6 protein-coding genes are annotated in these 6,819 nt (G+C 50.7%); 5 read left to right on the plus strand and 1 reads right to left on the minus strand.

Features of this window, described 5'->3' with window-relative positions; translation table 11 throughout:
• Positions 1-280 precede the first annotated feature (280 nt).
• The 4 genes from B7449_RS19870 (at position 281) to B7449_RS14250 (ending at position 4,764) form a co-directional block, all read left to right on the plus strand.
• Positions 281-1,162: a DUF6602 domain-containing protein gene (locus tag B7449_RS19870; protein WP_141654694.1), complete on the plus strand. Its 882-nt coding sequence runs from the start codon at positions 281-283 to the stop codon at positions 1,160-1,162.
• 453 nt (positions 1,163-1,615) lie between these two features.
• Positions 1,616-2,683, plus strand: coding sequence for a nucleoid-associated protein (locus B7449_RS14240; protein WP_039734019.1), 1,068 nt, complete (start codon positions 1,616-1,618; stop codon positions 2,681-2,683).
• Positions 2,684-2,730: 47 nt separating this feature from the next.
• Positions 2,731-3,675 carry a GTP pyrophosphokinase gene (locus tag B7449_RS14245; RefSeq protein ID WP_158003642.1) on the plus strand — a complete coding sequence of 315 codons (945 nt, stop codon included), beginning with the start codon at positions 2,731-2,733 and terminating at the stop codon, positions 3,673-3,675.
• Positions 3,676-3,858: 183 nt separating this feature from the next.
• Positions 3,859-4,764: an HNH endonuclease gene (locus tag B7449_RS14250; RefSeq protein ID WP_039734015.1), complete on the plus strand. Its 906-nt coding sequence runs from the start codon at positions 3,859-3,861 to the stop codon at positions 4,762-4,764.
• A 364-nt stretch (positions 4,765-5,128) separates the two neighbouring features.
• On the opposite strand, the gene B7449_RS19875 is transcribed toward B7449_RS14250, so the two are convergent.
• Positions 5,129-6,157, minus strand: coding sequence for a hypothetical protein (locus B7449_RS19875; protein ID WP_141654879.1), 1,029 nt, complete (start codon positions 6,155-6,157; stop codon positions 5,129-5,131).
• A gap of 373 nt (positions 6,158-6,530) precedes the next feature.
• On the opposite strand from B7449_RS19875, the gene B7449_RS14260 reads away from it, so the two are divergent.
• The gene (locus B7449_RS14260; RefSeq protein WP_039733946.1) at positions 6,531-6,791 is read left to right on the plus strand and encodes a type II toxin-antitoxin system RelB/DinJ family antitoxin; all 261 of its coding nucleotides are present in this window, start codon (positions 6,531-6,533) and stop codon (positions 6,789-6,791) included.
• Positions 6,792-6,819: the final 28 nt, after the last annotated feature.

Consider the following 6,819-nt stretch of genomic DNA (forward strand, 5'->3'; position numbering starts at 1 on the left):
TACGATTTCGGGTGGATGTGGCACGAACTCGGAATCATCAGGCTTAGGAAATAGTCCGCTTACGCCTCATGTCGGACATAGGCTAGCTTGGCACGCAATCACCAAAGCGGACGTTCAGCGGCCCCGTTCTGATGGCAATAACTATAGCAGTCATTCAACCAATGCAGTTGCTGCTCTAGAGAGCAGATGACAATATGAGCTTGGTTCAAACAATGCTTTCGATAGATTTACGTAAAAGTTCCCTGCCTACTTAAAGTGCAAAATTCCATGGAGAAGTTTTGTGTCTGAATTCGATTCAGGACAGTTTGTTAATCGTATCGGCCGCCGGCTTGTTATGGAATTCGAAGATGCTAGCGAAGCGGGCACCCCTGGGCTAATTGGTGCATCGCGCGAACATCCTGCACGCTTACAACTCGTCAAGCTGCTTCCTGCGTTTGTCTCCGTGGGTAGTGGGCTATTGATTGATAGTCACGGGAGCCAGAGTAAGCAGCAGGATATCGTGATTTTCGAGCGAGACTTTTGTCCCGTATATTCAATCAATGATACGCCGGAGGCTACTTATTACCCTATAGAAGCAGTTGCGGCCGTAGGTGAGGTGAAAAGTACAGTCAGCAAAAGTGTGCTGTTTGATGCTCTGGACAAAGTCAGATCTGCTAAAGCCCTACGGCGGCATTCTGAGAAGGAAGATTTGGGTCTTGGTGCCCTTGCTTCATACAGGCCATTGGGTTCGGGCTCGACCTTCGCAGCCACACCCGCTGACGAATACAATCAGGATACAAAGTTTAGAGACCAGATATTTGGGTTTATTCTGTGTGCCAAGTTTTCTCAAAGCCCGAGTGCTGTATTGGACAACCTTGTTGAGTATCAGAGATCCTTCGGTCATGAAAACATGCCTAATATCATCGTGTCTTTGAACGACGGATTTATTCAAGGGATGCAATCAGAGACTTGTAATTTACAAAGCTCATTACTTACTGGAAATAGTTTCTCGTATGTGCCGGCTTACGATAGGGCTTTTTCTTACCTCGTTATTGAACTTCGAAAGCATATTCGTGAAGGTCGTAGTGTTCCTCTCCGAGCCCTTGATCGTTATATGACTTCCATTGTAGGGGCTTTGCCAAGCTGCACAGCACGCAGATTTGAGGTACGGCAAAAAATTTGATCTGGCCGACCTTGGAGCCAAACGGCCGTAATCTACTATGTGCCACAGAAAATCTAGCTAAATAAGCAAACGCAACCGGACGGGCCTCAATTTTTTCGGTAATTGTATCGAATTATACTGTTCTGCTCTTCTTGGCAATCTGGGCATTCGAGTTTTAGGATCAGGACATTTTCTTTGTTGAAATTTACTTTCACCGAGCCCAACCCTCATGTGTTGGAGTGCTTTGCAGGAAGGGAAAATATTCGATCCGAAGAACATTGCGAGGAAAGGCCGTCCTACCAGGCGCTCGTCATTTACCAGTTGAGCGCACTAAGTTGTTGGCACCCCGATATCTAAAATCTGCATCTGTTCTCGATCAAGGTCGGGGTCGTATTTGACGCAAGAGAGCGACATCTAGCGGTGCTCTTCTGAGGGTGCCACAATTGTAGCGTTGCATGGGGAGAGTGTGTGAGAATGTTGTTTGAGAACCTAAATATCAGCCGCGTTGTGGTGCACGAGATTTTCCAGCGTAACGAAGACAGATCCATTCGGTCGCCCGTTTTCGCAGACGCACTCGAAACCCTGAGCACCGAAGCAATGGGGGCATTCCGCCTCCGTATGACTGATGCGCTATCCGGTCAGAGCCAAAGCCTTCAAATGCGTGTTGTGCGTTATGGTGCCGGTAGTTTTCTGGAACTAGCAGAAAGACTGATTGACACGTCCAATGCGGATTTTTTGGTCGGCTCAAAGCAGGTCGCGAACAAACTCGCAGAGGCCCAAATGGCGAGGCGCATTCCGGGTGGGATGCTGATAGTCTTCAACGGACGCGTCGGTGCTCCAGCCGTTCCCTTCGTGGGCGTGATCAAGGCCGAGACGCAGGCTGGCTTTAGGCGTTCGAAAGATGGCGCAAAAGCGGTGGTAGAGTTCTTGCAAAATATTTTCCTGACCCCTGCTACCCGGCTCTACAAAATTGGTATGATGTTGTTCGACGACACTGCGAAGCCCAAGCCGGATGGCCGACGCGCTTTCGTGTTCGATAGCAACATTTCTGTCAGCAACCGTGAAGCAGCGGCCGCGTATTTTTATGAGCACTTTTTGGGCTGCGCCCTGCCCAGCGACGGCCCGTACGAAACAGCCCGATTCTTCGATCTAACCAAAGATTTCATCCGCAAGTCGGATCTGGAGCCAGAAAAGAAGCGGGACCTCATTGATAGTCTATACGTGTTCGTAAGAGACGACCAGGAGCCGACGTTCACGGCTGACCAATTCGGAAGCCGTTATCTACCGCTTGAGTTGCAAGATACGTATTCCGACTTCTTGGAAGCCAAGAAATTCACACCCAATGCGGTAATCCGAGACACCACCAAAATGGGTAATCGCTTACGCCGCCGTCGCCTAAAATTTGGGGGTGATATTGAACTTTCTGCCTCACCTGAGGCGCTTAAAGACAAGGTGCAGATTGACGTAATCCCGGCCGAGGACGGCCATGGCGATAACTGGACCCGTATCACTATCCGCGAGCGGTTGACTGGGGAACAATGAAAGATCGCGAAACAGAATTGTTGGAGCGTTGGCGTAGGGAGCGTCCCATGTACGAAGCTTGGGGTGCCTTCGTGTCTGAGACGCTTACAGCCTTGATGGCGCGGCAAATTCACCCCGCCAACGTGGATTTGTTCTTTCGTATTCCCCTTAGGCCCCGCATCAAGTCGGAGCCTTCGCTGCTTGCCAAGGCATTCCACCGTGGCAAACCCTACATGGACCCCTATGCCGAGATTGAAGATAAGGTTGGGCTCCGTGTTGTCGTTTTGTTCTCTGAAGAAATTCGGGAAGTAGAGCGGGCAATTCGGAGCAGCGAACATTGGACCTCGGCCAAAGCTCGAGATTTCGAGGATGAGCGGGCAGCACGACCATTTGAGTTCGACTACCAGTCACTCCATTACATCGTACGGGCCAAGTCCGGTGTCAATTACAGCGGCATTGAGATTGAGCCTAACACACCTTGTGAAATCCAAGTTCGTACGATCCTTCAGCATGCATACAGTGAACTGACGCACGACACGATCTACAAGCCCAGTATCCAGGCGGAGTCGGATGTGAAGCGTGCGGCTGCCAAGAGTATGGCGCTGATTGAGGCTACAGACGACTATTTCGCTCAAGTGCGGGAGAAGCTGGAGCGTGCCTTGGCGCCCGGCCGACTGATTGCCGAGACCGTGGATCGTGAGTATCGAGCCTTCACGGACTTGGAGCCCGAGCCGTCGCCGCTCAACACCCTTCTGGTGGACTATTTTCGCCAGTGGGCCAAGGAAGGCTTTGATGACGACCTAGCGGAGTTCTTAAGGGCAAAGCCATTTCTGGCAGAACGCATCCAGGCGCGCGCCACGGAACTGTTGTACCGCCAGCCGGCAGTTCTTCTGGTGTACTGGGGAATCAAACAAGCAGCGCGCCAAGTCCCGCTGAGCAGTCCTCTGACAGATGAAGAACTGGCGCCCTTTTACAGCGATTTGGGTAAAAGACTGCCAAATACGCGCGCCTGATTTCGAAACGAAGTTGCTTGGCGTAAGCCAACATTCGGCCTTTCCGAAGTCAACCATTTCGTCCAGTCGCCCGACAGCGGACTGTCTGCCCTCCTGAAGAGTTTACCCTGCTGCGGACGGCAGCTATTGCTATGAACTGAGATATGCCTATCCTCTTTGGTCGCAAGCAGCGGAGGCCAACGAGTGAACGGCGTGTTCGATACTCGCGCTGGTACGACCTATGATGACGAGATCGTCTCGAAGTACCACTTCCCTGATCGTTACCTGTCCGCGGCACTGGACTGCCTCGGGAGTTGGATCCTCTATCGGGAACCCCGTCGCAACGGCGGCCGCAGTGGCTACGTCGCTGTCGCCAAGGTCATTGCCGTCGAACCCGACCCCGCCCGGCCAGGTTATAGCTACGCCAGGATGGAGGGCTACCTCGAATTCGATGCTGTCGTTCCGTTGGAGGGCCCCGACGGGCCGTTCGAGGAACGCCTTCGAGCGGTTGAACCTACCAGACGGGGCGCGGCACTGCAGGGTAGATCGATCCGGACGATCTCGTCGGCTGACTTTGGTGCGATTGTCCGGAGGGGGCTAGATGCCACGCTGGCGCCCATCAATGCCCGGCGGCTCGAACTCGATCCGATCCACGTGGACCAACCGACGCGCAACCTCCTAGAGGCACCGCCGCCGGACCAGGCCCGGCGCATCGAGCAGGTTCTTGTTAACCGCCGGATCAGGGATGCTGCCTTCCGTCGCCAGGTCATCGATGCGTACGACGGACGCTGCTGCGTGACTGGGCTGCGGCTCATCAACGGGGGCGGCAAGGCGGAGGCACAGGCAGCCCATATCCAGGCGGTTGCCGACGGTGGGCCCGACGTCGTCAGGAACGGCATCGCTCTCTCAGCAACAGTCCACTGGCTCTTCGACCGGCATCTCATCTCTTTGACGGACGATTTGGGCCTGCTTGTCGCCCACAACCGCATCCCCCGCGAATTGAGCAGTCTGTTCGGCCGACAAATGGAACGGATCATCCTGCCGAGGGATCCTGCCTATCATCCGCATCCGGTCTACGTTCGCAGACACCGGGAGCGGTTCGCTGGCTGAGCAATTCGTTCGACCGCTTTGAGGCGGCTAGCGCCCTCATGACGGACATACAGCAAGTTGATGCATTATTCACAATATTGCCTGTTTCTAAACAATCCTATGGATACAGAGAATATTAAATAAAATATCCGTGGAAAACACAAATGTCATAGATAAACAAGGAAAGTTATGAAGCTATGTATTTATGCAAGAAATAAGAAGCTGTTTCGAAAGTCGATCGGGTCGAGCTGTCGGGTCTTTTTGAGCCTGAATGCGTTGGCTTTTCGCCTCAATGGCCCGTCTCGAGGCTTCAAATCTGCCTGTTTAGGCCCAAAAATCCCTCGCCAGCCCTTCGCCGCCAACTTTCGAAACAGCCTCTAAGTTGTTACTTCGGATGACAGCGCATCCAATGCTTTTGATATTCAGCAGAATCCTCTGGACCCCAGCAAATATTAAGTTTCTCCATTTTATTATATAAATCATCGCGTTGAGTGCAAACTGACTCAGTTTGATCGCCGGCACCCCCACGGCATTTATCGTTCAAGTAATCTGCCTGCTCGATAATTTTATTGTCTTCAGGGGTGAACGCATCAGAAGAAGATGGTTCCGTGACTATGGAGGCAGGCACATTTTCTACATCAGTACCATCGCAATGCTTCCAGCCAGAAAAGTCTCCCTGGTAACATAAATGTATGGGGCCAGAGCCTTGGGCCTCCTGTAAGAGGCTGTCTCTCCGGCTACACGCGAGAGCTTGCCCATCTTCTTCGCTTCGACATATCTTATTAAATACTTCTATCTTAAATGCGGTATCTTTTTCAGCTTGCGAAAAATGATTTCCCTTTACGGTTTTTTCTATATTTTCATGAATAGTTTTTGCCTCACTACTGTGAGATGAAACCCATTTATTTTCATAATAATCAGCTTTTGCGATATTTTTTTTAATGCCAACCGTTCGCGCCTCTAACAAGTCCGGCGAACCTATTTTTTCCAGTAAGAAGGCTATAGGATATGAAGCGTTCGACAAATCTGCTTCGACGATAGCTTTCCCGTTTGAAAGATCAGATTTGATTAAGTAGTCAACACTTGCATCCTGCTGTCCAATTTCAGATGCACTCATATGCACAAGACCGTTACATGTGATTTGCTGGTTAGGCTTATCAACATTTTTACTTGTGATCTGACTTATACTAAAAGTGACTTTTGAGATCCATTTTTGCCGTGCTTTTTCATAATCCTTAACGAATCCATTGTTTTGAGGAAAATTTGCATGATCTTTTATTATTTCAAAGAGTTGGTCAGTTACATCTGTTTTGGTGCAAACTTCCGGATCGCCGTCTTTTAAAAGTTGTACCGAAGACTTTGAGCAGCTAGCCAACATTAACGCGGCACACAAAACAGGGATTCTAAGTTGCATAGAAATTATTCTCCACAGATTGCATCATTATAAAGAACTCTCTACTCGGCATTTCGGCTCCACGCAATCTCATCCGATTGATTGCAAAGGTTGATGTTCACGTAGTAGACTGTCTCGAGTTCTGCGGAAGCTGCAACATATAGGCAATTCAGGTCGGCCCTTACTTTAAATCAAAACCGGACAGTCCGCTTCCCCCCCCCTGAACTGCCTGTCTGCTCAGTGATGCCGGAGTAGACAGGCTGCAGTCGCCTCTTTTCTGCCGTTTCTGTAACCGATCTGGTTTCCCGAATGCAGACATCAGCATCGGCCATCTTGCACTTCTTTTGTATGAACGAATGTGATACGTATGTACATGTACGTAAGGAGGCTGAGTATGTCTGCTGTCACATTCCGGGTAGATGAAACATTGAAGGCAGCTGCTGTTGAGAAGCTGTCCGCTCAAGGCATTTCACTGTCTGACGCACTGCGCGATACTCTCGCATATATTGCTGAAACGGGCCGCTCTCCGGTCAAGCGCACGCTTGTCACAGACGAGGATGCGCAGCTGATTGAGATTGTGCGCGAACGTCTCAAAAACCCTGCCCAAAAGCATCGTATGACTTTTGCGGAGCTTAAGAGCCGTCATCGCGAATGAAAGAGTATTGTCTTGAATTCGACGACAG

Origin of the sequence: Komagataeibacter intermedius TF2, assembly GCF_000964425.1 — a bacterium.
GTDB lineage: Bacteria > Pseudomonadota > Alphaproteobacteria > Acetobacterales > Acetobacteraceae > Komagataeibacter > Komagataeibacter intermedius.

Coding starts and splice junctions, on each gene's coding strand:
- B7449_RS14240 (WP_039734019.1), top strand. CDS start 1,616: ATGTTGTTTGAGAACCTAAATATCAGCCGCGTTGTGGTGCACGAGATT.
- B7449_RS14245 (WP_158003642.1), top strand. CDS start 2,731: ATGTACGAAGCTTGGGGTGCCTTCGTGTCTGAGACGCTTACAGCCTTG.
- B7449_RS19875 (WP_141654879.1), bottom strand. CDS start 6,157: ATGCAACTTAGAATCCCTGTTTTGTGTGCCGCGTTAATGTTGGCTAGC.
- B7449_RS14260 (WP_039733946.1), top strand. CDS start 6,531: ATGTCTGCTGTCACATTCCGGGTAGATGAAACATTGAAGGCAGCTGCT.